Source organism: Porphyrobacter sp. THAI-01a (genome assembly GCF_056868655.1).
In genome coordinates, this window is record NZ_CP180579.1 from 2,031,001 (window position 1) to 2,054,120 (window position 23,120).

A 23,120-nucleotide genomic window follows, 5' to 3' on the forward strand; every position below is an offset into this window, starting at 1 on the left:
CATAATCCTCCGTGCAATCATGGGTTTGCGGGTTCTTCGGCAGGCAAGGGGGTGATGCCGCCGGTGACATGGAGGAAACGTGGCGGGGGCGATGACCCTTCGCGCCGGGTGCGCTTTTTCGCTCAGTTCTCCGGGACACCGCCGGGTTCGTCGGGTGCCGTGCCGGATTGGTGCAGGTCGGTGGCCTGATCGGGTTCGGCAGCAGTGGGCGCCGCACCGCGCAGGCGTTCGGCACGACGCTGGCGCCATTCCTCGATCAGGGCGCGGCGCTCCTCGGGAGAGACCTGCTGCAAGGCGCGGCGGCGTTCCTCGGGCGGCATCCGGCGCAGGCGTTCGATCCGCTCGCGGCGTTGGTGCGTCTGACTGTCCTCGCGCAGCGGCCGCAGGATGTCCTCGCGGGTGAGGGCCTCCCCGCTCTCGACCCGGCGTTCCATTTCCTCGCGGCGCAGCTTCACGCGTTCGTCGAAAGCCTGTTCGCGGCGCGTGCGGGCGTCCTCGATCCGCTGGCGCAGGCGAGCCTCCTGTTCCGCGGTCGGTACGGGCAGGCCTGCGGCGCGGCGGCGCTCGATCTCGCTGGCGATGCGCTGGTCGATGATCTGGCCCCGCTCCTCGCGGCGGCCCTTGCGCACCTCGTCAATGCGGCGGAAAGCCTCGCCGAGTTCCTCGGGCGTGTCGATCGGGCCGACGATTGCGACGGGGGCCGGGGTGACGGGATCGGCAGCAGCGGGGCGCGGCGTCGACGGCGCGGGCGCCGGCGCGGCGGCGGCCGTGCCGGTCAGGCTCGCCCAGACCTTGCCCGCGGTGGGCACGGGAAGGTCGAGCCTCCCGAGCAGGCCCGTCGCCGCCGCCGCCGTGGCGAGGGCGCCGAAGCTGGCGAGGCCGATCGCGATGCGCCGGCCCATCCGCCAGCCCCGCCCGCCGCGTGCAGGACGGCGCAGATCGGGCAACGGCGCCGGACGCGCCTCGGCAGCCGCCAGCACGCGCTCGGCAAAGCCGGGCGGCAGCGGCGGCGGCGCGTAGCCGTCGAGCGCCCGCGCGAGCGGGCTGCCGGAACGGATCGGCGCGCCCTCGTCCTGATCGTTCACGCTCATGGCGTGCCTCCTTGCGCCGCGAAGGCCTGCCGCAGCGCCGCGCGGGCGCGATGCAGCAGGGATTCGAAGGCCTTGATGTTCATCTCCATCGCCTCTGCCGCCTCGGCATTGGACAATTCCTCGTAGTAGGTCAGCACGATCGCCGCGCGCTGGCGGTCGGGCAGCGACAGCACGAGACGGCGGGCCAGCCCCTCGCGCTCGTCCGCCTCGATCAGCGTGTCGGCAAGCGGCGCCTCGTCCTCTCGGTCGGGCACTTCCCCGTCCGACAGCCGCCGCGACCGGCGCAGGCGGTCGATGGCGAGGTTCGTCACCACTCGCTGCAACCACCCGCCGAGCCGCAGGGTGCCCGCCGCTTGGCTGCCGACCGGATGGCGCGCGGCAATTGCCGGGGCCTGATCCCAAAGCCTGAGGCAGGCCTCCTGCACGATGTCCTCCGCCTCATGCGCGTCGCCCGTCATCCGGAAGGCGGTGCGGTGAAGCGCGCCCGCATGCCGCGCGATGAGGTCGCGCAGCGCCGCGGGGTCGCGGGCCGCCAGCCGCGCTGCCAGCACCGCATCGTCGCCGGGGCCGGCGACGCGCGGTGCATGGAAGGAAGGCTCATTGCCTGCGGTCATCTCGTCTCGCGCAAATGGCCCCGTTTGCGTCAGTCTGTCGCTGCCCCAACGCCGCGCCTGCCCAAACCCTTCGCGGCGGACGCGCGCGAAATTCAGTCCGCGCGCGGCAGGCGCAGTTCAACCAGCAGGCCGCCCAGGTCCTCGCTCTCGCGCAGAGTGACGCTGCCGCCGTAGATTTCCGCCACGTCGCGCACGATCGCAAGGCCCAGGCCGGTGCCGGGCTTGTCGGTGTCGAGCCTCACCCCGCGGTCGAAGATGCGGACGCGCTCGGCCTCGGGAATGCCGGCGCCGTCATCCTCGACCCAGATAAGGCACATCTTCGGATCGCGCGGGGTCTCGTCCTCGTCGGGGTCGATGGTGACGAACACGCTGCCGCCGCCATATTTCGCGGCGTTCTCGATCAGGTTGCCGAGCAGCTCGTCGAGGTCCTGCCGCTCCAGCGCAACCGTCGCAGACCTGTCACCGGCGATGTCGAGGCGGCCTTGCGGATAGAGCCGCTCGACCGCGCGCCTCACCGCCTCGGCGCTCGCCATGACATTGGTGCGCGCATGACCCACCGCCCGGCGACCGACCGCGCGGGCGCGGGCGAGGTGGTGGTCGACATGACGCTGCATCGTGCGCGTCTCGCGCATCACCGCATCGCCGAGATCCGGCGCGCGGGCGGTGGCGGCGTTGGTGAGCACGGTCAGCGGGGTCTTCAAGGCATGGGCCAGATTGCCCGCATGGCGGCGCGCTTCCTCGGCCTGCTTCTCGGAGTGTTCGAGCAGTGCGTTCAGTTCCTCCACCAGCGGCTGCACTTCCAGCGGCAGGGGTTCGGTGATGCGGTTCGCGCCCGTGGTGCGCAGGTTCTGGATCGCCGCGCGCACCCGTCTCAGCGGTGAGAGGCCGTAGCGCACCTGCATCACCGCCATCAGCAGGAGGCCAAGGCCGAGGATGGCGAAGCTCCAGATCAGGATCAGCCGCACGCGCCCGATCTGCGTGTCCATCTGCTCGGTGGCGCTGGCGACCGCGAAGGTCCAGCGCGTCTCGCTCCCCGGCAGGATGATGGTCCGCTCGGCGATCCGCAGCGGCTCGCCGGGGAACTGGTCGGAATTGTAGAAATGCACGTCGCTGTCGAAATGGTCGCCCCCGGCCTCGACACCCTGAAGGCGCAGCGTCCGGTCCCAAAGGCTGCGCGAGGGCCAGGGATCATGACCGACGCCGCTGACCTGCCAGTAGAGCCCGCTGCCCGGCTCGAGAAACCGCTGGTCGCCGAGCGTGCGGTAGAACTGCACTTCGCCGAAGGCGTCGATCTCGGCGGCGGAGATCATGGCGGTGAGGATGTAGTCGAGCTGCTCGTCGAAATTGGCTTCGACCTGCGTGGTCAGGGTGCGTTCGAGCGCGATGCCGCCGCCCAGCAGGAGCACCGAGATCCACCCGGCCGCGATCAGCGTCATGCGCCGGGCGAGACTGGCGCGGGGCCTTGCGGCGGGCGGCGGCGGGACGCTCTCTTCCGGCACGATCACGGCCCCGCCCGCAGGCAAGGCCGATGCGCCATCGCCGCCGGCTGCCGGCGCCTCAGGCGCGCGGCTGGTCGGCGGGGTCGTCGAGGCTGTAACCGAGGCCACGGATCGTCGTAATCACGTCTGCGCCGAGCTTCTTGCGGATGCGGGTGACGAAGACCTCGATGGTGTTCGAATCCCGGTCGAAATCCTGGTCATAGATATGCTCGATCAGTTCGGTGCGGCTTACCACCTTGCCCTTGTGGTGCATGAGGTAGCTCAGGAGCTTGTACTCCTGCGCGGTGAGCTTCACCGGCTCGCCGGCCAGCGTCACCCGGCCCGAACGCGTGTCGAGGCGCACGTCGCCGGCGGTCAGTTCGGACGAGGTGTTGCCCGAGGCGCGGCGGATCAGCGCGCGCAGGCGGGCGATCAGTTCCTCGGTCTGGAAGGGCTTGGCGAGATAATCGTCCGCCCCTGCATCGAGGCCCGCCACCTTGTCCGACCAGCTGTCGCGCGCGGTCAGCACCAGCACCGGGAAGGTGCGCCCCTCGCGCCGCCACATGCCGAGCACGGTCAGCCCGTCGATCTCGGGCAGGCCGAGGTCGAGCACCACCGCGTCGTAATCCTCGGTCGAGCCCATGAAGTGCCCGTCCTCGCCATCGGTCGAAAGGTCGACCGCATAGCCCTGCCCTTCAAGAGTCGCCTTGAGCTGGGCGCCGAGAGTGGGTTCGTCTTCGACGATCAGAATGCGCATGATCCACCAATTTCCTGCGTGATGATGGGCCGCGTGGTGCGCTTTTGGCGCGGGGGCGTCAAGCGAACCCCTCGCGCGCCCGGCCCTGCTGTCCCCCGCCGATTACCCATGCGTCCGGCCGTCAGCGCGAGCGGCCGATGATCCGCCCGGTGCGGGCATCGACATCGACATAGGTCACGCGGCCATCCTTGATGAACTTCAGACGATAGGCCCGCGCGGTCGAATCATAGGCAAAGCCGAGATACTCGGCATCGCGCATCGTCGGCAGGATGCGCGCCTCGATCTCGCCCGAGCGCATGATCGTGCCCGCCTGCGCCTCGCGCCGCGCCTCGCCTTGATCGCCGCGCGCCTGCTCCTGCGCGCCGGCGGGGGAACCGGCGAGGACGGCGGCGGCAAAAAGGCCGGATATCAGGGCGGGACGGAATTTCATGACACGATCATGCCTAGGCTGTGTCCATTGAACAAGCCGTGAATGGTTCAGCGCGGGGTTGCAGCGCCGCCCTTCCCGACCAGTTCGTAGGTGACGGTGACGCTGATCCCCGCCGCCACCAGCCCGGGCTGCACCGGCGGCGGTGCGGCGGCGACGTCGAACGAACGCTTGACCATCGTCATCTCGGGCATCGGCCCGCTACCCCCCATGCTCTCGCTGATCGCGAGCACCCTGACGCCGTCATAGCCGAGCATCGCGGCATAGGCCTCGGCCTGCCCGGCGGCACGCGCCAAGGCGCGCTTGCGCGCCTCGGCCTTGGCCGGCTCGTCATTGTCGATGCCGAAGCTCGGACCGCTGAGGTCGGTCGCCCCCGCCTCGACCAGCGCATCGAGCACCCGGCCGGTATCGTCGATCTTGCGCAGCACCACGCTGACCCGGTTCGCCGCCTGATAGCCGCGGAACACCTGGCGCTGGGTCTGCTGGTCGTAATCGTAGCGGGCATTGAGGTTGATGCCGGTCGTCTGGATGTCACGCTCGGCGATGCCGAGCGCCTTGATGCGCGCGACAACCTTCTGCATTTCTTCCGAATTCTGGCGCAGCGCCGCGGTCGCGGTGGGCGCCTCGGTGGTGACGCCCGCACCGATCGTGGCGGTGTCCGGCGCGACCTCGACGCTCTCGAACACGTTGAGTTCGACCACTGGCCCTGCGGGGGCGATGGTGACCTGCGGCGCGGCCACCGCCGCGGCGGGCAGGGCCAGCGACGAGGCGGCAGCGAGAGCGAGGGCGGGCTTGATCATGGTGCAGCATCCTTCTTCGGTTCGCCGCGCCCTTGGACCGGACGGCCTTTCGCGCGACTGAACCGGATCGCGGCAGCAGGCTTGCCGCCGGCCAGCCCAGTCCCTAGGGGCTGCGCACCATGGCGCAACCACCCATCTTCTCGTTCGAGGGCCTCGCCTTGCAACAGGGCGGGCGCTGGCTGTTCGGCGGCCCGACCCCGACGACGGGCGCCGCCCCGATCGATCTCCACGTGCTCCCCGGCGACCGGCTGGCGCTGATCGGGAGGAACGGGGCTGGCAAGACGACGCTCCTGCGGCTCATCACCGGGCGGATCGAGGCGGATCGCGGGCAGCGCCGGGTCAAGCCGGGAACGCGGATCGTGTTCCTCGAACAGGAACCTGATTTCACGCCCTTTTCCACGCTCATGGAGTTCGCCATCGGAGGCGAGGATGCACCCGCCGTGCACGAGGTGGAGGCCATCGCCGGCCAGCTCGGCATCGACATGAGCCGCCCTGCCGCCACCGCCAGCGGCGGCGAGAAGCGGCGCGCCGCCATCGCCCGCGCGCTGGCGCAGGAACCCGACCTGCTGCTGCTTGACGAGCCCACCAACCACCTCGACCTCGGCGCGATCGACTGGCTGGAGGACTGGCTCTCGCGCTACCGCGGGGCCTTCATCACCATCTCCCACGACCGCACCTTTCTGACCCGCCTGACGCGGGCGACCCTGTGGCTCGACCGGGGCACCTTGCGCCGCAAGGAGATCGGCTTCGGCGGCTACGAGGCGTGGGAAGAACAGGTCTATGCCGAGGAGGCCCGTGCGGCGGAACGCCTTGATGCCAAACTGAAAATCGAGGCGCACTGGCTCGAACGCGGGGTTACCGCAAGGCGCAAGCGCAACCAGGGCAGGCTCGAGAAGCTCCACCAGATGCGCGCCGTGCGGGCGGCGATGATCTCGGGCGCGGGGACGGCCAAGCTCAAGCTTGCCTCGGACGACGACTTCAAGTCCAAGTCCGTGATCGTCGCCGACAATATTTCAAAAACTTACGGCGAGCGCGCAATCATCAAGCCGTTCTCCCTCAGGATCCAGAACGGCGACCGCATCGGGATCGTCGGCGCGAACGGCGCCGGCAAGACCACCTTGCTGAAATTGCTCACGAAAGAGCTCGAATCCGACACCGGCAGCGTCACCCATGCCCGCACGCTTTCGGGCGTGATGATCGACCAGCAGAGGAAGATCCTCGAACCGGGCGCGACCGTCCGCCAGATCCTTGCCCAGGGGGGCGACTGGATCGACGTGCGGGGGGTCAGGAAGCACGTCCAGGCCTATCTCAAGGACTTCCTGTTCGATCCCGGCCTCGTCGATACCAAGGTCGGCATCCTGTCGGGCGGCGAACGCTCGCGCCTGCTGCTCGCCCGCGAGTTCGCGCGCACCGCCAATCTCCTCGTGCTCGACGAGCCGACCAACGACCTCGACCTCGAAACCCTTGATCTGCTTCAGGAAGTCATCGCCGATTTCGAGGGCACCGTGCTGATCGTCAGCCACGACCGCGACTTCCTCGACCGCACCGTGACGATCACGCTCGGCCTCGACGGGTCCGGCAAGGTGGATATCGTGGCGGGCGGCTATGCCGACTGGGAAGCGCGGCGACGGCCTGCACCCGGCACGGCGAAGACCCCGCAACGACCGCGCGACGACCACGCAACGACTGCGGCACGGAGCGGCAACGACAAGCCCCCCTCGGCCAGCGTGAAACTGTCCTACAAGGACCAGCGCGATTACGAAATCCTGCCCAAGCGGATCGAGGAACTCGAAGCCGCCATCGCGAAAGGCGAGGCGCTGCTGGCCGACCCTGACCTCTACGCGAAGGACCCGAAGAAGTTCGCGACGATCAGCCAGGGGATCGCCAACGCCCGGGCCGAGAAGGACGCGGCGGAGGAACGCTGGCTGATGCTCGCGGAAATGGTCGAGGGGTGAGCGCCCCCGCACCGGGGCACGATCACGTCGAGGACCTGAGGCGCCGCATCGCCGCCTGCACCCTGTGCGCCGCGCACCTGCCAGCGGGCCCCCGTCCCGTCGCCCGCTTTTCCGCCACCGCGCGCATCCTCATCATCGGGCAGGCGCCGGGCAGCAAGGTCCATGCGAGCGGCATTCCGTGGGACGACGACAGCGGCGACCGGCTGCGCGGATGGCTCGGGATCGACAAGCCGACCTTCTACGACGCGGCCAAGGTCGCGCAGATGCCGATGGGTTTCTGCTATCCGGGCAAGGCAAGCGGGGGCGACATGCCGCCGCGCCGGGAATGCGCGCCGCAGTGGCACGATGCGGTGCTGGAGGTGCTGCCCGAGGACCGGCTGACCCTGCTGGTCGGCATCCATGCGCAGGCGCGCTATCTGCCGCACCTGAAGCGCCTCTCGCTCGCGGAGCGGGTCGCGCGGTTCGGCAAGGACCTGCCCTTCGTCGCCCTCCCCCACCCGGCCTGGCGCTCCCGGCTGTTCATGGCGAAGCACCCCTGGTTCGAGGCCGAGGTGCTGCCGATGCTGCGTGCCATGATCGCGCAGAGGCTCAGGTGATGCGGTAGAATTCCGCCACCCGCTCGAGCGCGATCCGCAGGACCAGCTTGCCGCTGCGCGCCGGCCAGCCGAGGCTCTTTTCGGCATCGGGCAGCGCCTCGCCGGCGCAGACGACGCGCCACAGGATGTCCTCCAGCCCCTTGCCCGCCGCCTTGATCGCCCCGTCGAACCGCTGGCGCGCGGCGATCTGCTTCTCGGTCGGGGCGAGACCGCGCTCGCCCGTGCCCTTCACCCGCACCGGGTCCCAGCGCATCGTGACGCTGGCGGGCAGCTGCGCGCGCTCGTAGTCGGCGCGCAGGGCCTCGCCCGCGTCGTGGAGCCGGTCGGAGAGGTGCCCGCGTGCATGCAGCCAGGCGAGCGGGCTTTCGGCGAGGTTGACCGTCACCGAGCGCGAGCGGCGCAGTCCGCCGGGCGCGGCGGGACGGCGGCGCGGGCCTTCGGGGGTGAGTTCGCGTTCGGCGAGATGGCGAGTCATGGCTGTTCCTCCGCTTGTTGCGGCGCAGGGCTTGCCAATCAGGCGCATCTGTAGGAAAGAGAAAACCAATTCGGTTAAAGGAGCAGCTTTTAGTTGCCCTATCGCTTCGCTACATGAGGGCGTGTCATGACCAACCGCATCCGCGACATCCGCAAGGCCAAGGGCCTTACCCTCGCCGATCTCGCCGCCGCCTGCACGCCGCCGACCACCGCCCAGACCATCGGGCGGCTCGAGACGGGAATGCGCCAGCTCTCGCTCGGATGGATGAACCGCATTGCCGCCGCGCTCGAGGTCGAGCCTGCCAGCCTGATGCGGGCCGAAAGCGGCGCGCCCGCGCAGGTCGTCGCCCAGTTGGGCGCGGGCGGGCCGGAAGCCCTCACCGCCCCGCGCGAGGCGCTGCTCCCGAACGCGCTCGGGCTGCAGGACGGCCCCGCACCGCTCGTGCTCGAAGTCACCGCCAGCGTCGGGGAATACCGTCCGGGCGATCTCGTGTGGCTGCGGCGGCTCGATCCGGCGGACACGGCTGCAGCGATCAACCGCGATTGCCTCGTGCCGCGCCCGGGCGGGCGCTTCGCCTTCGGGCGGCTGATCGACCGCAAGGGCTCGCTGGTCGGCCTGCTGCCGCCGGGCGCGGGGCAGAAGCAGGTGGTGGTCGACGATCCGGCATGGGTGGCGGTCGCCTTCATGCTGGTGAGGACGCTTTAAGCCACCCGTGCTAGGACGCCCCAGGTGAAACACGTCCTTGCCATCTCGACGCTCTATCCCAACCCGGTGAACCCGCGGTTCGGCACCTTCGTAGCGCGCTCGCTGGAGGCGCTGGCAAAGCGCGGCGACTGGCGGGTGACGGTGGTGAGCCCCATCGGCCTGCCCCCGCTCGCGCTGGGGCGCTACCGCCCGCTCGCCACCCTGCCCGAGTTGGCCGAGGAAGGCGGCATCACCATCCACCGCCCGCGATTCACCCTGATCCCGCGCATCGGCGCGCGCCGCAACGCCGCCGCCATCGCGCGCGCCGTGCTGCCGCTGGTGCAGCGCATCCATGCCGCAGCGCCGGTCGACGTGCTCGACGCGCAGTTCTTCTTCCCCGATGGCCCCGCCGCCGCCGCCATCGCGCGGGCGACGGGCCTGCCGCTCTCGATCAAGGCGCGCGGGAGCGACATCGCCTTCTGGGGGGAGCAGGATTTCGCCCGCGAACAGATGCTCGATGCGGCGCGCGCGGCGACGGGGCTGCTGGCGGTGAGCCGCGATCTGGCCGGACAGATGGCGGCGATGGGGATGGATGCGGGCAAGATCACGGTCCACTACACCGGGCTCGACCGCGACCGCTTCCGCCCCTTCGCCCATCCGCAGCTGCGCCGCCAGCTCTCCGAGGAGCTGGGCTTTGCCCTGCCCCACAGGGTGCCGCTCCTCGCCTGCGTCGGGGCGCTGATCGAGCGCAAGGGCCAGGACATCGCCATCGCCGCGCTGAAGGCGGTGCCGGAGGCGCGGCTGGTGCTGGTCGGCAAGGGCGAGGACGAGGCCCGCCTGCGCGCCCTCGCCGCGCGCGAGGGGATGGGAGAGCGGGTGTTCTTCGCCGGGTCGATCGATCACGACCTGATGCCGCTGATCCTCTCGGCGGCCGACGTGATGGTGCTGCCGACGGTGAGCGAGGGGCTCGCCAATGCCTGGGTAGAGGCGCTCGCCTGCGGGACGCCGGTGGTCACCACCGATGTCGGCGGGGCGCGCGAGCTGATTTCCTGCGACACCGCCGGGCGGCTGGTCCCGCGCGATCCGGCGGCGGTGGCGGCGGCGGTCAACGCGATCCTCGCCGACCCGCCCCCGCGCGAGGCGGTGGCGGCGCTGACCGAGCATTTCAGCTGGGAGGCCAACGCCGCCCAGCTCGCGGCGCATTACGAGCTTTTGTCGGCCGCCTGACGGCGGACAGACCCCCGCCCCGCCTCCCCGCCCGGCCACCAATAGTACCACTATGTTATGGTGGCCGGGTGGGGAGGCGGGGCGGGGGGTCTGCGGTTCGCGTCAGCGAACCCGAAAGCTAAGCTTCCCCGCGGGCGATCTTTTCCTGCCGGTCGGCGGCGCTCTCGGTCGGCACGAAGCTGTTCGAGGTCACCCCCATCCAGATCAGCAGCGGGCCGGCCATGTAGATCGAGGAATAGGTCCCGATGAACAGGCCCACGGTGATCGCCGCGACCATGCCGAACAGGCTCGGCGGGCCGAAGATCAGCAGCGGGATCAGCGCCACGAACAGCGTCAGCGAGGTCATCACCGTGCGCGCGAGCGTCTCGTTGACCGACAGGTCGAGCAGCGCGCCCATCTCCATCTTGCGGTATTTCTTGAGGTTCTCGCGGATGCGGTCGTAGACGACGATGGTGTCGTTGAGCGAATAGCCGATGATGGCGAGGATCGCGGCGACGATCTGGAGGCTGAACTCCATCTGCGTCAGCGCGAACAGGCCGAGCGTCACCGACACGTCGTGCACCAGCGCGAACATCGCGCCGACGCCGAACTGCCATTCGAAGCGCACCCAGATGTAGATCGAGACCGCCGCCATCGCCGCCAGCAGCGCGAGGATCGCGGAGTTGCGGAACTCGCCCGCGACCTTGCCCGAGACGGTGTCGTTGCCGTCCTTCCGAGCGTCGGGATATTCGGCGGCGATGCTGGCGATCACCTTGTCGCCGATTGCGGTCGCCGCGCCCGGCGTGTCCTCGGCCCCCTCAGGCAGGGGCACGCGGATCGAGACCTGGTTGGGCGCGCCGAATTCCTGCACCACCGGCTCGCCGTACCCGAGCCCGCCGACGAGCTCGCGCAGGCTCGGGATCGGCGCGGTCTCGCGCTCCTCGAAGGTCATGCGCACTTCCTGCCCCCCGGCGAAATCGACGCCGAAGTTGAGGCCGTTGACCGCCACCGCCGCCCAGCTGCCGAGGATCAGCACGAGGCTGAGCACGAAGAACGGCACGCGCAGCTTGAGGAACTTGATGTTGGTGTTGTCGGGGACGAGCTTCAGGAGTTTCATGCGTCCGCGCTCCTCAAATCGTGATGTCGTTGGGGCGCGCCTTGCGCAGCCACCCGGCGACGAACATGCGGGTCAGGGTCACGCCGGTGAAGACCGAGGTGACGATGCCGATGATCAGCACCACCGCGAAGCCCTTGACCGGCCCCGAGCCGAAGGCGAACAGCGCCACGCCCGAGATGACGTTGGTGAGGTTCGCGTCGAAGATCGCGCGGCTGGCTTCCTTGTAGCCGGTCTCGACCGCGGCGACGACCTTGCGTCCCCGCGCCCGCTCCTCGCGGATGCGCTCGTTGATGAGCACGTTGGCGTCGACCGCCGCGCCGATGGTGATGACGAAGCCGGCGATCCCGGGCAGGGTCAGGGTGAAGCCGCCGAGTGCCATGATCCCCAGCAGCATCAGCACGTTGAACACCAGCGCCACGGTGGCATAGACCCCGAAGCGGCCATAGGTCGCCATCATCAGCGCGATCACCGCGAGGCTGCCGATGCCCATCGCGATCAGGCCCTTCCTGATCGAATCCGCCCCGAGGTCCGGCCCGACGGTGCGTTCCTCGACCACCGCCAGCGGCACCGGCAGCGCACCCGAACGCAGCGCGATCGCGAGGTTGTTGGCGCTTTCGGGCGTGAAGCTGCCCGAGATCTGCGCGCTGCCGCCGATGATCGGCTCGTTGATGTTGGGCGCCGAGAGCACCTGCCCGTCGAGGATGATCGCGAAGGGCTTGTTGACGTTCTCGGTCGTCAGCTTGGCGAACTTGGCCCCGCCCTGCGCGTCGAAAGTGATGTTGACGATGTTCTGGTTGGTCTGCGGATTGACCCCGGCCTGCGCGCCGGTGAGGTTCTCGCCGCGGATCCCGCCGAGGCGGCGCACCGCGAGGAAGCTGCCCTGTTCGGGCGTGCCCGGCGCGAAGGGGAAGATCTCGCTGCCCGCCGGCGCGATCCCCGCCTGCACGTTGCTCGGCAGGGCGTTGAGATCGACCAGCTTGAATTCGAGCTGCGCCGTCTGGCCGACGAGCGCCTTGAGCGCCTCGGGGTCCTGAAGCCCCGGCACCTGCACCACGATGCGGGTGTCGCCCTGGCGGATGATGGTCGGCTCGCGCGTGCCGAGTTCGTCGATGCGGCGGCGCACCACCTCGGTCGCGCTCGCCATTGCATCGTCGATCGCCTGGTTGACGCCCGCATCGGTCTGGCTGAGCACCATGCGCTGGCCGTCGACGACGTTGAGCTCCCACTCGCGCACCGTGGTCGCGCCCTGCATCGCCGGCTCGATCAGCCCGCGCGCACGGTCGATGTCGGCGGCGTTCTCGAGGATGAAGGACAGCTGCCCGCCCGCGGTCGAGACATCGCCGATGCGGATGCGCGGCTTGGCGTTGCGCATCAGCTGGCGGACGGTCTCCTCCATGTTCTCGAGCCGCTGGGCGCGCACGTCGCTAGCCTTCGCCTCGAGCAGCAGGTGCGAACCGCCGGCAAGGTCGAGCCCGAGATTGACCTGCGGGTCAGGCAGCGCCGAAGGCCAGTCCAGCCCCGAGACATTGAACAGCGAGGGCAGCGCCAGCAGCGAGGCCGCCAGCGTCAGCGCCCACAGGCTGAGCTTTTTCCATAGGGGAAAGTCGAGCATTGCGTCAGGGTCTCACACGCAAAGGAAAGGGGTGAGGCGCGCAGGCGGGGCCGGCGGCCGGATCAGTCGTTGGCGGGCGAGCCGCCGGGCGGGATGATGTCGCCGAGCGTCGCCTTGATCGCCTTGACGCGGACATTGGGGCCGAGTTCGAGCTCGGCATAGGTGTCGTCGACCTTGACGACCTTGCCCACCAGCCCGCCCGCGGTGACGACCTGGTCGCCCTTCTTGACGGCGGCGATCTTCTGCTGGTGCTCCTTCTGCCGCTTCATTTGCGGGCGGATGATCAGGAACCAGAAGATCGCGATCATGCCGATGATCGGCAGGAAGCTGATCCAGGCGGGCGGGGCAGCGGCGGCGCCCGCTCCGGCGGCGGCGAGAAGGTCGATTGTCATGCGTGTTAAGCCTGTCGGATCCCGTGAATATCGTGCGAGGCGTGCGCCCCTTGCGTCCAAGTGGGCGCGCCTAGCAGCAATGCAAGGAAGCCGCAATCATGGTGCCCGAGAGCGTTGTGAACCGGCCACACCCCGTCCCGGCCCAAACCCGCTTGCCAGCCCCAACCTGCCGCCCTATAGGCGCCGCTCCACTGGTGTCGGGACGTAGCGCAGCCTGGTAGCGCATCACACTGGGGGTGTGGGGGTCGGAGGTTCGAATCCTCTCGTCCCGACCAGTGGTTTCCCCCCTCTGTCACAGCTCCAATGCGCGGCGCCGCGATTGCGCGGCGGCGGCGCGCGCGGTAGGCTGCGGGTCTTCGCCTCTCACGAAAGCCGTGCCCGTCCCATGAGCCGCTGGCGTCTTGCCGCTCCCGTCGACGACATGCGCGAGGCGCTGCTGGCTGCGCCCGTGCTGCCGGACCGCTTCGCCATCGCGACGCTGGTGGCGGTCGACGGTTCGGCACCGCGCGATGTCGGCGCGCAGATGCTCGTTACCGACAGCGAACACTGGGGCTTCCTCTCGGGCGGGTGCATCGAGGACGATGTCGCCCGCCATGCCCGCGAAGCCCTCGCCGAGGGCGCGCCGAGCCTGCTGCGCTATGGCGAGGGCAGTCCGTGGATCGACATCCGGCTCGCCTGCGGATCGGGGATTTCTGTGCTGGTGGAGCCGGTCGCGGCGGCGGAACCGGCGGTCGCGGCGCTGCTCGATGGCTGGCACGCGCGCCGCGCGGTGCTCTGGTCAAGCGATGGCGTCACCCGCCGCGCCGAAGCCCCAGACGAGGCGGCCGCCGATGCCTGGGACGGCACGCGCTACACCCGCCTGTTCGCGCCCCCGCTGCGTCTCGTGCTGATCGGCGAGGACGGCGCGACGCTCACGGCCGCTGCGCTGGCGCAGGCAATGGGCTGGCAGGTGGCGCTCGTCACCCCGGGCGGGCCGGAGACAGCGCCCCTCCCCGGCATCGCCTATCATCGCGGCGATCCGGCAGCCGCGCTGGCGGCGATCGGGATCGACCGCTGGACGGCGATCGCGGTGCTCTCGCACGACCGCGAGGACGACGAACGCGGGCTTGCCGCCGCCTTGTGCAGCGAGGCCTTCCACGTCGGTGCGATCGGCGCGCGGGCGCGGCTCGAGGGCCGGATCGCGCGGCTGCGCGCCCAGGGCGTGAGCGAGGCGCAGATCGCGCGGCTGCGCGCACCGATCGGGCTCTATGGCTTCGGGAAGGCCCCGCGCGAGGTTGCGCTGTCGGTCGTCGCCGAGGTCGCGCAGGCCTTCCACGCGGCGGTCACGACGGCGAGGTCGGCGGGCGTGTCGATGTCGAGCAGCACGCCCCTGTCGGCGGTGTCGAGGTAGGCGATCGCCTCGGGACGCGCCCTGAGCAGCGCCGTCGCGCCGGTGTCACCCTCCAGCTTCACGAGATCGGCGAAGGCGGCGCGGGTGAAGGCGACCGGGTGGCCCGGCTTGCCCGCATGGCGCGGCCTTGCGGCATAGCCCGCCGCCTGCGCCGCCGCCGCAAGCGGGGCGCACAGCGCAACCGGGACTAGCGGCATGTCGCCGAGAAAGACGCAGACCCCGCGCGCCCCGGGCGCCAGCGCGCCGACCCCGGCGCGCAGGCTCGCGGCCATGCCCTCGTCCCAGTCGGGGGCGTCGACGATCCGGCAGGCAAGTCCCTCAAGGGCCGGGCGAAGCGAGGCTCCATCGGCACCGGTGACGACGACAACCTTGGCGAAACCCGCCCCGAGCACGCGCTCGGTGACCCGCCGGATCACCGGCGCGCCCGCCAGATCGGCCAGCAGCTTGCCGCCACCAAAGCGCCGCCCCGCCCCGCCGGCGAGGATCAGCGCCGACCAGCCGTCGAGGCTCAAGCCTTGGCCTGGGCGAGCACCGGCAGGCTGCGGATCCGCTTGCCCGTCGCCGCCGCCAGCGCATTGGCGAGCGCCGGCGAGGCAGGCGGCAGGCCGGGTTCGCCGATGCCGCCGGTCTTGGCCCCGCTCTCGACGAAATGCACATCGATCTGCGGCGGCGCGTCGGCGAGCGTGAGGATCGGGTAGTCGTTGAAATTGCTCTCGACGACCGCGCCCTTGTCGAGCGTCACCGCCTCGCCGATCGCCGAGGACAGACCCATGATCAGCCCGCCCATGATCTGCGCCTGGGCATTGAGGGGGTTCACCGTGGTGCCGCAGTCGACCACCGCCCAGGCTTTCAGCACCCTGGGGCTGCCGTCTTCCCTGACGCCCGCCTCGATCACCTCGGCCACGATCGTGCCGAAGCTCTCAACGATCGCGATCCCGCGTCCCGTGCCTTCCGGGAGCGGCGTACCCCAGCCTGAACGCTTGGCCACCTCGTCCAGCACCTTCACGTGCCGGGAATCGGCCGGGAGATGCTTGCGCCGGAACTCGTAGGGGTCCGCCCCCGCCGCCGCCGCCAGCTCGTCCATGAAGCTTTCGGTGTAGAAGCCAAGCTGCGTCGCGTTGACCGAGCGCCACGGCCCATCGATCTGGTTCGACTGGTAGGCGAAGTGGCGGCGCGAGGTCGCGGGCAGGTTGTAGATGAAGGGCACCTCGCCCTCGGCACTGCCGCTCTGGGCGTAGTCGATCCGCAGCGCGGTGATCGCGCCATCCTTCACCGCGCCCTTGAGCCGCGCCAGCGACTGCGGGCGGTAGGTGCCGTGGCGCAGTTCCTCCTCGCGGCTCCAGACCAGCTTCACGGGGTATGGCACCTGCTTCGCCAGCAGCGCCACCTGATCGATGATCTCGACCAGATCGGGGAAGCGCCGGCCGAAGCCGCCGCCCATGATCATCGGGGTGAAGATCACGTCGTCGACCGAAAGGCCTGCGGCCTTCGCCGCCTTGGTGCGGGTGCTCAGCGGGTCCTGCATCCCGCCCCACAGGTGGAGCTTGCCGTCCTTGAAGTGGCCGGTGAGCGCGAAGGGCTCCATCATCGCGTGGTGGAGGAAGGGAACGCGGTATTCGGCCTCGACCAGCTTGGCACCGGCCGCGCCGAAGGCCGCATCGACATCGCCCTCGCCACCCTCGTTGTCGGCCTTGCCGCCGGCGATAAGCTTGCCCTGCGCGGCGTAGATCGCCGGGGTCGAAACTGCCGCATGACCGCCGTCGGAGAACTTCGGCGAAAGCGCATCAAGGCCCTTTTTCGCCGGCCAGTAGCCCTTGGCAACGACGATCACCGCGTCATCAAGCTTCACCACCTTCTCGACGCCCTTGACCGCAAGCGCGGGCGCCTCGTCGACGCTTTCGAGCCTGCCGCCGCGCACGGGGGCCGCCGCGACGGTCGCGACCCGCATCTCGGGCAGGGTGAAGTCGATGCCGTAGACGGCGCTGCCATCCACCTTGGCGGGAATGTCGCGGCGGGCAACGGGCTGGCCGATCAGCTTCCACTGGTCGCGGGTCTTGAGCACGGGATCGCTCGCCAGCGACCGCTCCGCCGCGCCTGCTGCCAGCTCGCCGTAACGCAGCGACCTGCCCGACTTGGCGTGGGTGACGACGGAATCGGCAGTGGTCAGCTCGCTCTCCGGCACGCCCAGCCGGTCGGCGGCTTCCGCGACCAGCGCCGCGCGCACCGCTGCGCCGGTCTTGCGCATCCCGACCTCGCCGGTGAAGCGGATCGCCGAGGAACCGCCGGTGATCTGCAACGGCATCGAGCGCGCCATCATCCCCACCACCGCGTCGGGCAGCAGCCCCGCGACGGACTGGCCGACCATCTCGGGCAGGAAGCCCTTGGCCAGCGCCGCATTGGCGAAGGCGAGATCGGAAGGGGCCTGCTCGACCTTCACCTTGTCCCAGGCGGCATCGAGCTCGTCGGCGAGCATCTGCGCCAGCGCGGTGTGCGAGCCTTGCCCGAAATCGATATGCGGCGAATAGACCGTGACGGTGTCGTCCTCGGCGATGGTCATGACGCTGTTGAAGGCCTGCTTGCCGTCGCCGCCGATGAGCTGGTTGCCGCGCGCCTTCGCGTTGCTGTCGGTCCACCACACGCCGAAGATACCGCCGCCGACGACCAGCGCGGAGCCGGCGAGGAAGATGCGGCGCTTGATGCCCTTGCGCTTGGGCTTTTCGGCCGGAGCGGCGGTTTCGGGCAGATCGAGATCGGGATTGGGATTGTCGGCCATCACGCGTCTCCCTGCTGGGCGGCGGCAGCGGCGCCGGTCGCGGCGAGGATCGCCTTGCGGATGCGGGGATAGGTGCCGCAGCGGCAGATATTGGTCATGGCCTCGTCGATCTGCGCGTCGGAGGGCGTGCCCACCGCCTCGATCAGCGCGACCGCGGCCATGATCTGGCCCGACTGGCAATAGCCGCATTGCGGCACCTGCGCATCGATCCAGGCCTGCTGCACCTTGTGGAACGTCCCGTCGGCGGCCTTGAGCCCCTCGATCGTGGTCACCGCCTTGCCGGCGACCTCGGAGAGCAGCACGCTGCACGAGCGGGTCACCGCCCCGTCGACATGCACCGAACAGGCCCCGCAGGCGGCGATGCCGCAGCCGAACTTGGTTCCGGTCATGCCGAGATCGTCGCGCAGGACCCACAGCAGCGGCGTGTCGGCCTCGGCCTCCACCTCGACCTGCTTGCCGTTCACGGAAAATGCGATTGCCACTGCCGGCTCCCCCGCTGGATGGTTATCCCGTCTCACATAGCAACCGGATCACCCCGGAGCCAATGGAAAGAGACGCTGCCCGGGCAAGCCCGCTTCGCGCCCTCGCGTCCATCGGTCAGACGCCCCATTGACGGCCAACGCTGGTCGATGGCGGTAGCCGCTTCGACGAGGCCGCCCGCCCTTGCCTCTCGACAGCGCAGGGCGCTTGCGGGCAAGGGCTGCCGATGATTCCCCACATTCCCGGACGTTCGATGCTTCTGGCCGCTGCCGCCGTCCTGCCCTGCGCGGGCGGCATGGCCGCGCCGGCGGCCGCGCAGGACGCGCCCGCCGCGCCCGAACCCGAAGCCGGGACGGCCGCGACCGCCCCGAGTGGCGCAAGCGCGACCACCCGCAGCACCTTCCTGCCCGCCGATTTCGCCCGCTTCGCCCCGCGCAGCGCCTTCGACATGGCGCGCAATGTCCCCGGCTTCTCGATCCAGGAAGGCGACGGGGCGCGCGGGCTCGGCCAGGCCGACACAAACGTGCTGATCAACGGCCGCCGGATCTCGGGCAAGTCCAACGGCCCGACCGAGGCGCTGCGGCGCATCCCGCTCGAGGATGTGGTGCGGCTCGAACTGGTCGACGGCGCCAGCCTCGGGATCGGGGGGCTGACCGGGCAGGTGCTCAATGTCGTCACCAGCGCGAGCGGACGGGTGAGCGGCCAGTTCCGCTACAACCCCGAATTCCGCACCTTCGGCACGCCGGCGCGCCTGTTTCAGGGCAGCGTCGCGCTCGCGGGCGGGGGCGCGAAGAACGAATGGAACCTCGCGCTCCGCAACGATTCGAACCGTCGCGGCAACGAGGGGCCGGAAGAGGTCTTCGACGGCAGCGGGACGCTCGTCGCGCTGCGCGACGAGAAGGTCAATTTCGACACCGACCGCTTCAGCCTGTCCGGCTCCTTCACCCGCAACGCCGACAATGGCGCGATCCTCAACCTCACCGGCCAGGTCCAGGGCTACCTGTTCCGCGAGCGCGAGATATCGTTCCAGCGTCCGCCCGGCGGAACCCTCGCCCGCACGCGCTCGCTGCGGCGCACGGAGGACGAATTCAACTACGAGATCGGCGCCGATTACGAGTTCGGTTTCGGCCCGGGGCGCCTGAAGCTGATCGGCTATCACCGCTACGAGGACAGCCCCTTCACCAACACGGTGCTGACAACCTTCACCGACGGCAGCCCCGACACCGAAACGCGCTTCGTGCAGGACGCCGACGAGGGCGAGACGATCCTGCGGTCGGAATATTCGGTGCAGGCGGGCGGCGGCAATCTGGTCGCGGCGGTCGAGGGCGCGCGCAACCATCTCGAGATCGTCTCGGCCCTCTCGGCCCGCGATGCGGCGGGCGTGCTGCAACCGGTCGACCTTGCCGGATCGAGCGCGCGGGTGGACGAGGACCGGGTCGATGCGGGCCTCACCTGGAGCCGCGCGCTGGCGGCCAACCTCCAGCTCCAGCTTTCGGCGGGGGGCGAATATTCGCGCATCAGCCAGTCGGGGCCCTTCGGCCTCACCCGCAGCTTCTGGCGGCCCAAGGGCTTTGCCGCACTCGACTGGAAGGTGACGCCAAACCTCAACCTCGCCGGCCGCATCGAACGCGTGGTCGGGCAGCTCGATTTCTTCGACTTCATCGCCTCGGTCGATCTCGATCAGGACCGCGCCGACGCGAGCAACGCCGACCTCCGACCCGAGCAGAGCTGGCTCTACGACGTCGAGGCGAGCTGGCGGATGGGCGCGCTCGGCAACCTGACGGTGAGCGCCTATCTCGAGGACCTCGTCGACGTGGTCGACCAGATCCCCCTGCCGGGCGGCGGACAGGCGCCGGGCAACCTGCCCTCGGCGCGGCTCTACGGGATCGAGGGCCAGACGACGCTGCTGTCGGACGGGCTCGGCTGGAAGGGCACGCGCGTCGACCTCACTCTGGGCTGGAACGAGAGCTCGGTGCGCGATCCGCTGCTGGGTTTCCTGCGCCAGGTCTCGGGCAACGAGCTGTTCACGCTCGAATTCCGCGTGCGTCACGATGTCCCGAACAGCGACTGGGCCTTCGGCACGCGCGGCGACTGGACGAAGAATGTGCGCAACGTGCGGCTCGACGAAATCTCGCTCAACCAGCCGAGCTTCGCGCAGATGTTCGCCTTTCTCGAGAACAAGGACGTGGCCGGCATGACGGTGCGGGCACGGGTCGGCAACCTGCTGGGCCAGCGCGACCGCTTCGAGCGCACGGTCTTCGCCGACCGCGCGGCCGGCATCGCCGCCTTCAGCGAACGCCGCGACCGGCGCTTCGGGACGATCTTCAGCTTCGATATCGAGGGCTCGTTCTAGGCTTGTCGCGCTGACTTGCGCTCCGTAAGCGACGGGGCAAGAGAGGAACCCGACATGGCCCGGACAACACCGACCCCGCCCCGCATGCGCTCATGGCTGTTCGCGCCGGGGGACAGCGAGAAGAAGATGGGCAAGGCGATTGCCGGCCCGGCCGACATCGCGCTGATCGACCTCGAGGATTCGGTCTCCCCCGAGAACAAGGCGGCCGCCCGCGCGATGGTGGCCGAGACGATCGCGGCGGAGGATGGCCGGGCGCGGCTGTGGGTGCGGATCAATCCGGTCACGACGTCCGACTGCATCGCCGATCTCGTTGCGGTGATCCCCTCGCGCCCCGGCGGGGTGTTCCTGCCCAAGGCCGAAGGGGCCGCCGACATCACCCGGCTGCACCACTATCTCACCGCGCTGGAGGCCGCGAACGGCATTCCGCAGGGGCGCACACTGATCGCGGCGCTCGTCACCGAGACGGCGGCGGCGATGTTCCGGACGGGCGACTATGCAGGCGACTATCCGGGCCGCGAGCGGCTGGTGGCGATGAGCTGGGGGGCGGAGGATCTGTCCTCGGCCCTCGGCGCGCGCGAGCAGCGGGGGCCGGACGGGGAATATTCCCACACCTACGAAATGGCCCGCAGCCTGTGCCTGATCGGCGCGGCGGCGGCGGGCGTGGCGGCGATCGAGACGGTGCAGCCCGAGTTCCGCGACCTCGACGCGCTGGCCGCGCGCGCGCGGCGGGTGCGGGCGCAGGGTTTCCGCGGGATGCTGGCAATCCACCCCGCGCAGGTCGAACCGATCAACGCGGCTTTCACGCCCAGCGCCGAGGAACTCGCCCACGCCCGCGCGGTGGTGCAGGCCTTTGCCGACCATCCCGGCGCCGGCGTAGTGGCGCTCGATGGGGCGATGCTGGACCGGCCCCATCTCGTGCTGGCGCAGCGTTTGCTCGCCGAGGCGGATGCTGAATAGGTTAAATCACTTTCCTACTCTAACCTATTTGGTCATTTCTTGGCGCGACTCACCTGTGAAGGAGCGCGCCCATGTCCCTCGTCGACGTCCTTGTCGGACCCATCGCCTCGATCATCGACAAGATCATCCCCGACAAGGAGGCCCGCGCCAAGGCCAAGCTCGAACTGATCGCGCTCGAGGGCACGCAGGAGATGAAGATGATCGAGGCGCAGCTTCAGGCGATTGTCGCCGAGGCGAACTCGAAAGACCCCTGGACCAGCCGCGCCCGCCCGAGCTTCCTCTACGTGATGTACATCCTGCTGCTCGCCTCGCTGCCGATGGGGATGCTCTCCGCCTTCAACCCCGCTGCCGCCCACGAGATCGCGGCAGGCATGAACGCCTATCTGGCCGGACTGCCCGAGCCGCTCTACGCGCTCTTCGGCACCGGCTACCTCGGCTACACCGCCGCGCGGCAGTGGGGGAAGGTCAAGGGGGTGGACCGGTAGGGGATTTCCAACCGCGCCGCCGTGACCTAAGCCGTCGCGGATCGGCGCGGGAGAGACCGGCATCATGCCCATCGTCAGGCTATTCAGGGTTCGCATCCACGCCGACCTGCACACCGAATTCGTGCGGAAGTTCGCCACGGTATCCGTCGATGCCGTCCGAAGCGCCGAAGGCGCTCTGGCAGTCGAGATCCTGAAGCCGGCGCGCTGGGCGCCCGACGAATACCTGATGATCTCGCGCTGGCGTGACGAAGCCGCGCTCGCGGCATTCGCCGGCGAGGACTGGAACCGCGCCGTGATCCCGCCGGGCATGGAACGCTATGTGGCCGATTGCTCGGTCCATCACTACACCACCTGGGAAGAGACCTGAGGCGCCCTTCCCCCTGCGGCTGCTCGGCGCTATCGATCCCCCCATGACCAACCTCGTCTACGTCCTCAACGGCCCCAACCTCAATCTCCTCGGCACGCGCGAGCCGGAGATCTACGGCACCACCACATTGGACGACATCGCCGGGATGCTCGAGGACCGCGCCCGCGAACTCGGCCTTGAAATCGACATGCGCCAGACCAATCACGAAGGGATGCTGGTCGACTGGCTGCACGAGGCGCAGGCCGAAGGCGCGCGGGCGGTGCTGCTCAATGCGGCGGCCTATACCCACACCTCCATCGCGCTGCTGGACGCGATCAAGGCGATCCGCACGCCGGTGATCGAGGTGCACCTGTCCGACCCCAAGACCCGCGAGAGCTTCCGTCACCTCTCCTATGTCGGCATGGCCGCTGCCATGACCGTCGAGGGCCACGGTGCAGACTCCTACCGCATCGCGCTCGAAGCCGTAGCGTCGGGTGAGGTCTGAAAACGTCACCGGACTTTCACATTTTGCACCGCTGCCACTTGCCTGCCGCAATTGGCGGCAATAGACGCCCGGACTTCACGGTCGCACCAATCCATAAGGGGCATACATGGCAAACGACGCTGGCCAGGGCAGCAAGTCGAACGGGCGCAGGTCCGGGATGAACATCGATACCGCGCTGGTGCGCGAACTGGCTGAATTGCTCAACGAGACGGGTCTTACCGAGATCGAGGTCGAGGACGACGATCGCAAGATCCGCGTCTCGCGCGGGGCCGTGGCAGCCGCCGCGCCCGTCTATGCCTCCGCACCGGCCCCTGCGGCTGCCGCGCCCGCTCCGGCCGCCGCCGCACCTGCTCCGGCCGAACCGGCCGCGCCCGCTGGGCCTGACCTCGCCAACGCGGTCAAGTCGCCGATGGTCGGCACTTGCTACCTCGCCCCCGAACCGGGCGCGGCGAACTTCATCGCCGTCGGCAAGCCGGTCAAGGAGGGCGACACCCTGCTGATCGTCGAGGCGATGAAGGTCATGAACCCGATCACCGCGCCCAAGTCGGGCACGGTCAGCGCGATCCTCGTCGACAATGCCCAGCCGGTCGAATTCGACCAGCCGCTGGTCGTGATCGCGTAAGAGCC

General features: G+C 69.6%; 23 protein-coding genes, 1 tRNA gene and 1 pseudogene. 12 read left to right on the plus strand and 13 right to left on the minus strand.

The window, feature by feature from the left end; translation table 11 throughout:
- Positions 1-122: 122 nt before the first annotated feature.
- From ACMX37_RS09880 to ACMX37_RS09905, 6 genes are all read right to left on the minus strand, one after another.
- Complete coding sequence (locus ACMX37_RS09880; RefSeq protein ID WP_483145760.1) at positions 123-1,091, minus strand: hypothetical protein; 969 nt, start codon at positions 1,089-1,091, stop codon at positions 123-125.
- Positions 1,088-1,705, minus strand: a complete 618-nt coding sequence (locus tag ACMX37_RS09885) for a sigma-70 family RNA polymerase sigma factor (protein WP_483145761.1) — start codon at positions 1,703-1,705, stop codon at positions 1,088-1,090. Before ACMX37_RS09885 ends, ACMX37_RS09880 begins: the two co-directional genes overlap by 4 nt.
- A 92-nt stretch (positions 1,706-1,797) precedes the next feature.
- Positions 1,798-3,312, minus strand: a complete 1,515-nt coding sequence (locus ACMX37_RS09890; protein WP_483145762.1) for a sensor histidine kinase — start codon at positions 3,310-3,312, stop codon at positions 1,798-1,800.
- Positions 3,263-3,940: a response regulator transcription factor gene (locus tag ACMX37_RS09895; RefSeq protein WP_088913897.1), complete on the minus strand. Its 678-nt coding sequence runs from the start codon at positions 3,938-3,940 to the stop codon at positions 3,263-3,265. Before ACMX37_RS09895 ends, ACMX37_RS09890 begins: the two co-directional genes overlap by 50 nt.
- A 121-nt stretch (positions 3,941-4,061) precedes the next feature.
- Entirely contained in the window at positions 4,062-4,370 is a 309-nt protein-coding gene (locus ACMX37_RS09900; protein ID WP_483145763.1) for a PepSY domain-containing protein, read from the minus strand.
- Positions 4,371-4,417: 47 nt separating this feature from the next.
- Complete coding sequence (locus ACMX37_RS09905) at positions 4,418-5,167, minus strand: SIMPL domain-containing protein (RefSeq protein WP_483145764.1); 750 nt, start codon at positions 5,165-5,167, stop codon at positions 4,418-4,420.
- 119 nt (positions 5,168-5,286) lie between these two features.
- Here ACMX37_RS09905 and ACMX37_RS09910 point away from each other — a divergent pair, with 119 nt between their 5' ends.
- Complete coding sequence (locus tag ACMX37_RS09910; RefSeq protein WP_483145765.1) at positions 5,287-7,122, plus strand: ABC-F family ATP-binding cassette domain-containing protein; 1,836 nt, start codon at positions 5,287-5,289, stop codon at positions 7,120-7,122.
- The gene (locus tag ACMX37_RS09915; RefSeq protein ID WP_483145766.1) at positions 7,119-7,718 is read left to right on the plus strand and encodes a uracil-DNA glycosylase family protein; all 600 of its coding nucleotides are present in this window, start codon (positions 7,119-7,121) and stop codon (positions 7,716-7,718) included. The genes ACMX37_RS09910 and ACMX37_RS09915 overlap by 4 nt, the downstream gene beginning before the upstream one ends.
- Here the strand turns inward: ACMX37_RS09915 and ACMX37_RS09920 are convergent.
- Entirely contained in the window at positions 7,711-8,193 is a 483-nt protein-coding gene (locus tag ACMX37_RS09920) for a DUF6456 domain-containing protein (RefSeq protein WP_483145767.1), read from the minus strand. The genes ACMX37_RS09915 and ACMX37_RS09920 overlap by 8 nt on opposite strands.
- A 126-nt stretch (positions 8,194-8,319) precedes the next feature.
- Between ACMX37_RS09920 and ACMX37_RS09925 the strand changes: the two genes are divergently transcribed.
- On the plus strand, positions 8,320-8,898 hold the full coding sequence (locus ACMX37_RS09925; protein WP_483145768.1) for a helix-turn-helix domain-containing protein: 579 nt from the start codon (positions 8,320-8,322) through the stop codon (positions 8,896-8,898).
- Positions 8,899-8,922: 24 nt separating this feature from the next.
- Positions 8,923-10,104, plus strand: a complete 1,182-nt coding sequence (locus tag ACMX37_RS09930) for a glycosyltransferase (protein ID WP_483145769.1) — start codon at positions 8,923-8,925, stop codon at positions 10,102-10,104.
- A 118-nt stretch (positions 10,105-10,222) separates the two neighbouring features.
- Here ACMX37_RS09930 and secF read toward each other — a convergent pair whose 3' ends face one another.
- The 3 genes from secF to yajC all read right to left on the minus strand — a co-directional run bounded on the left by secF (position 10,223) and on the right by yajC (position 13,204).
- Complete coding sequence (gene secF, locus ACMX37_RS09935; RefSeq protein ID WP_483145770.1) at positions 10,223-11,200, minus strand: protein translocase subunit SecF; 978 nt, start codon at positions 11,198-11,200, stop codon at positions 10,223-10,225.
- A 13-nt stretch (positions 11,201-11,213) separates the two neighbouring features.
- On the minus strand, positions 11,214-12,812 hold the full coding sequence (gene secD, locus ACMX37_RS09940; RefSeq protein ID WP_483145771.1) for a protein translocase subunit SecD: 1,599 nt from the start codon (positions 12,810-12,812) through the stop codon (positions 11,214-11,216).
- Between the two features lie 62 nt (positions 12,813-12,874).
- Positions 12,875-13,204 (minus strand): preprotein translocase subunit YajC, encoded by a 330-nt coding sequence (gene yajC / locus ACMX37_RS09945; RefSeq protein ID WP_088913888.1) that lies wholly within the window; start codon positions 13,202-13,204, stop codon positions 12,875-12,877.
- A gap of 198 nt (positions 13,205-13,402) precedes the next feature.
- Between yajC and ACMX37_RS09950 the strand changes: the two genes are divergently transcribed.
- Positions 13,403-13,479 (plus strand) — tRNA-Pro (locus tag ACMX37_RS09950).
- Between the two features lie 110 nt (positions 13,480-13,589).
- The gene (locus tag ACMX37_RS09955; protein ID WP_483145772.1) at positions 13,590-14,594 is read left to right on the plus strand and encodes an XdhC family protein; all 1,005 of its coding nucleotides are present in this window, start codon (positions 13,590-13,592) and stop codon (positions 14,592-14,594) included.
- Between the two features lie 26 nt (positions 14,595-14,620).
- Here the strand turns inward: ACMX37_RS09955 and ACMX37_RS09960 are convergent.
- From ACMX37_RS09960 to ACMX37_RS09970, 3 genes and pseudogenes are all read right to left on the minus strand, one after another.
- Positions 14,621-15,106: pseudogene (locus ACMX37_RS09960) on the minus strand (nucleotidyltransferase family protein); the annotation flags it as partial.
- Complete coding sequence (locus tag ACMX37_RS09965; protein WP_483145773.1) at positions 15,103-17,367, minus strand: xanthine dehydrogenase family protein molybdopterin-binding subunit; 2,265 nt, start codon at positions 17,365-17,367, stop codon at positions 15,103-15,105. The gene ACMX37_RS09965 and the pseudogene ACMX37_RS09960, both read right to left, overlap by 4 nt.
- Entirely contained in the window at positions 17,367-17,849 is a 483-nt protein-coding gene (locus tag ACMX37_RS09970; protein ID WP_483145774.1) for a (2Fe-2S)-binding protein, read from the minus strand. Before ACMX37_RS09970 ends, ACMX37_RS09965 begins: the two co-directional genes overlap by 1 nt.
- Positions 17,850-18,073: 224 nt before the next feature.
- Between ACMX37_RS09970 and ACMX37_RS09975 the strand changes: the two genes are divergently transcribed.
- The 6 genes from ACMX37_RS09975 to accB all read left to right on the plus strand — a co-directional run bounded on the left by ACMX37_RS09975 (position 18,074) and on the right by accB (position 23,115).
- Entirely contained in the window at positions 18,074-20,200 is a 2,127-nt protein-coding gene (locus ACMX37_RS09975; RefSeq protein ID WP_483145775.1) for a TonB-dependent receptor plug domain-containing protein, read from the plus strand.
- 54 nt (positions 20,201-20,254) lie between these two features.
- Entirely contained in the window at positions 20,255-21,157 is a 903-nt protein-coding gene (locus ACMX37_RS09980; RefSeq protein ID WP_483145776.1) for an HpcH/HpaI aldolase/citrate lyase family protein, read from the plus strand.
- A gap of 71 nt (positions 21,158-21,228) precedes the next feature.
- Positions 21,229-21,642, plus strand: coding sequence for a holin family protein (locus tag ACMX37_RS09985; RefSeq protein WP_483145777.1), 414 nt, complete (start codon positions 21,229-21,231; stop codon positions 21,640-21,642).
- Between the two features lie 64 nt (positions 21,643-21,706).
- The gene (locus ACMX37_RS09990; RefSeq protein WP_483145778.1) at positions 21,707-22,009 is read left to right on the plus strand and encodes an antibiotic biosynthesis monooxygenase family protein; all 303 of its coding nucleotides are present in this window, start codon (positions 21,707-21,709) and stop codon (positions 22,007-22,009) included.
- Between the two features lie 43 nt (positions 22,010-22,052).
- Positions 22,053-22,493: a type II 3-dehydroquinate dehydratase gene (locus ACMX37_RS09995; RefSeq protein ID WP_483145779.1), complete on the plus strand. Its 441-nt coding sequence runs from the start codon at positions 22,053-22,055 to the stop codon at positions 22,491-22,493.
- Positions 22,494-22,599: 106 nt separating this feature from the next.
- The gene (accB, locus tag ACMX37_RS10000; protein WP_483145780.1) at positions 22,600-23,115 is read left to right on the plus strand and encodes an acetyl-CoA carboxylase biotin carboxyl carrier protein; all 516 of its coding nucleotides are present in this window, start codon (positions 22,600-22,602) and stop codon (positions 23,113-23,115) included.
- The last annotated feature ends 5 nt before the right edge of the window (positions 23,116-23,120 follow it).

Excerpts from the sequence above, each read along its gene's own strand:
- ACMX37_RS09880 (WP_483145760.1), bottom strand. The coding sequence starts at position 1,091 with ATGAGCGTGAACGATCAGGACGAGGGCGCGCCGATCCGTTCCGGCAGC.
- ACMX37_RS09885 (WP_483145761.1), bottom strand. The coding sequence starts at position 1,705 with ATGACCGCAGGCAATGAGCCTTCCTTCCATGCACCGCGCGTCGCCGGC.
- ACMX37_RS09895 (WP_088913897.1), bottom strand. The coding sequence starts at position 3,940 with ATGCGCATTCTGATCGTCGAAGACGAACCCACTCTCGGCGCCCAGCTC.
- ACMX37_RS09900 (WP_483145763.1), bottom strand. The coding sequence starts at position 4,370 with ATGAAATTCCGTCCCGCCCTGATATCCGGCCTTTTTGCCGCCGCCGTC.
- ACMX37_RS09905 (WP_483145764.1), bottom strand. The coding sequence starts at position 5,167 with ATGATCAAGCCCGCCCTCGCTCTCGCTGCCGCCTCGTCGCTGGCCCTG.
- ACMX37_RS09910 (WP_483145765.1), top strand. The coding sequence starts at position 5,287 with ATGGCGCAACCACCCATCTTCTCGTTCGAGGGCCTCGCCTTGCAACAG.
- ACMX37_RS09920 (WP_483145767.1), bottom strand. The coding sequence starts at position 8,193 with ATGACTCGCCATCTCGCCGAACGCGAACTCACCCCCGAAGGCCCGCGC.
- ACMX37_RS09925 (WP_483145768.1), top strand. The coding sequence starts at position 8,320 with ATGACCAACCGCATCCGCGACATCCGCAAGGCCAAGGGCCTTACCCTC.
- secF (WP_483145770.1), bottom strand. The coding sequence starts at position 11,200 with ATGAAACTCCTGAAGCTCGTCCCCGACAACACCAACATCAAGTTCCTC.
- secD (WP_483145771.1), bottom strand. The coding sequence starts at position 12,812 with ATGCTCGACTTTCCCCTATGGAAAAAGCTCAGCCTGTGGGCGCTGACG.
- yajC (WP_088913888.1), bottom strand. The coding sequence starts at position 13,204 with ATGACAATCGACCTTCTCGCCGCCGCCGGAGCGGGCGCCGCCGCTGCC.
- ACMX37_RS09955 (WP_483145772.1), top strand. The coding sequence starts at position 13,590 with ATGAGCCGCTGGCGTCTTGCCGCTCCCGTCGACGACATGCGCGAGGCG.
- ACMX37_RS09965 (WP_483145773.1), bottom strand. The coding sequence starts at position 17,367 with ATGGCCGACAATCCCAATCCCGATCTCGATCTGCCCGAAACCGCCGCT.
- ACMX37_RS09975 (WP_483145775.1), top strand. The coding sequence starts at position 18,074 with ATGATTCCCCACATTCCCGGACGTTCGATGCTTCTGGCCGCTGCCGCC.
- ACMX37_RS09980 (WP_483145776.1), top strand. The coding sequence starts at position 20,255 with ATGGCCCGGACAACACCGACCCCGCCCCGCATGCGCTCATGGCTGTTC.
- ACMX37_RS09985 (WP_483145777.1), top strand. The coding sequence starts at position 21,229 with ATGTCCCTCGTCGACGTCCTTGTCGGACCCATCGCCTCGATCATCGAC.
- ACMX37_RS09990 (WP_483145778.1), top strand. The coding sequence starts at position 21,707 with ATGCCCATCGTCAGGCTATTCAGGGTTCGCATCCACGCCGACCTGCAC.
- ACMX37_RS09995 (WP_483145779.1), top strand. The coding sequence starts at position 22,053 with ATGACCAACCTCGTCTACGTCCTCAACGGCCCCAACCTCAATCTCCTC.
- accB (WP_483145780.1), top strand. The coding sequence starts at position 22,600 with ATGGCAAACGACGCTGGCCAGGGCAGCAAGTCGAACGGGCGCAGGTCC.